Raw genomic sequence first — 1,048 nt, forward strand, 5'->3', positions numbered from 1 at the left:
AGGAACGAACAACCGCTCTTTTGGCCAGTAGTCAGCGCCTCCGTTCGCGCCCACGCGAGCCGGAATTCATCGCGGTTTAAGTACACACATCATCGAAATCCGACCTCGTCGCATTTTGCATTTCTTCCCCACCTACCTGTGCCCTCTCGTGCTGACTTCAATGGCACTAGGGGCGAGCACGCATGCATCAAACTGAAAAGGAATTATCAATGGCACATCTTCTTGAACAAATGGCATACGTCGGCGCTACCCCGTGGCATGGCTTGGGTAACCAACTGGGCGCACACGAGTCTATTGAAATCTGGGCGAAACAGGCTGGCATGGATTGGCAAATTCGTGAGGCGCCCGTCCGCTTCATGACAAATGCCCCCGAAAGCATGGGGGAAATCGAATCGTTCCCGGAAAACAAGGTGCTGTTCCGCTCCGATACCAACTCGCCGCTGTCGGTCGTGAGCCAGCGCTACAAAGTGGTTCAGCCCAGTGAAATTCTAGAGTTTTACCGCGACCTAACAGAAATCTCTGGTTTCGAGCTTGAGACCGCAGGAATCTTGAAGGGCGGTCGGAAAATATGGGCGCTAGCCCGGACGGGGCAATCGTCGACGCTCAAAGGCAATGACGTATCCAATGCCTACGTACTACTTGCCACTGCATGCGACGGTACTCTGGCGACCACAGCGCAGTTCACCAGCATCCGGGTCGTGTGCAACAACACGCTGGCCGTGGCGCTGGGCAGTGCGACGGGCGCCGTGAAAGTGCCCCACAATACGTCGTTCGATCAGCAATCGGTTAAACGTCAACTGGGGATCTCAGTCGGTACCTGGGACACCTTCATGTACCGGATGAAGGGCTTGAGTGAGCGGAAGGTGACGTCCCACGAGGCTGCGAACTACGTACGTGACGTCTTTTCAAATCTTGACAAAGGGGCTGCCCAGAACACCAACGAGCGGGCCATGGCCAAGGTGATGATGTTGTTTAATGGACATGGGAAGGGTGCGGAACTGGCGTCGTCAAAGGGGACGGCGTTTGGGCTGCTCAATTCCGTCACCGA

1 protein-coding gene is annotated in these 1,048 nt (G+C 55.6%); it reads left to right on the forward strand.

The annotated features are described in order from the left end of the window. Positions 1-209: 209 nt before the first annotated feature. Positions 210-1,048 (forward strand): DUF932 domain-containing protein (locus ACP7BV_RS27220; protein ID WP_426108031.1); only part of this gene is annotated, 839 nt, incomplete at its 3' end.

This window comes from Massilia sp. TSP1-1-2 (assembly GCF_049896185.1).
Lineage (GTDB): Bacteria > Pseudomonadota > Gammaproteobacteria > Burkholderiales > Burkholderiaceae_D > Telluria_A.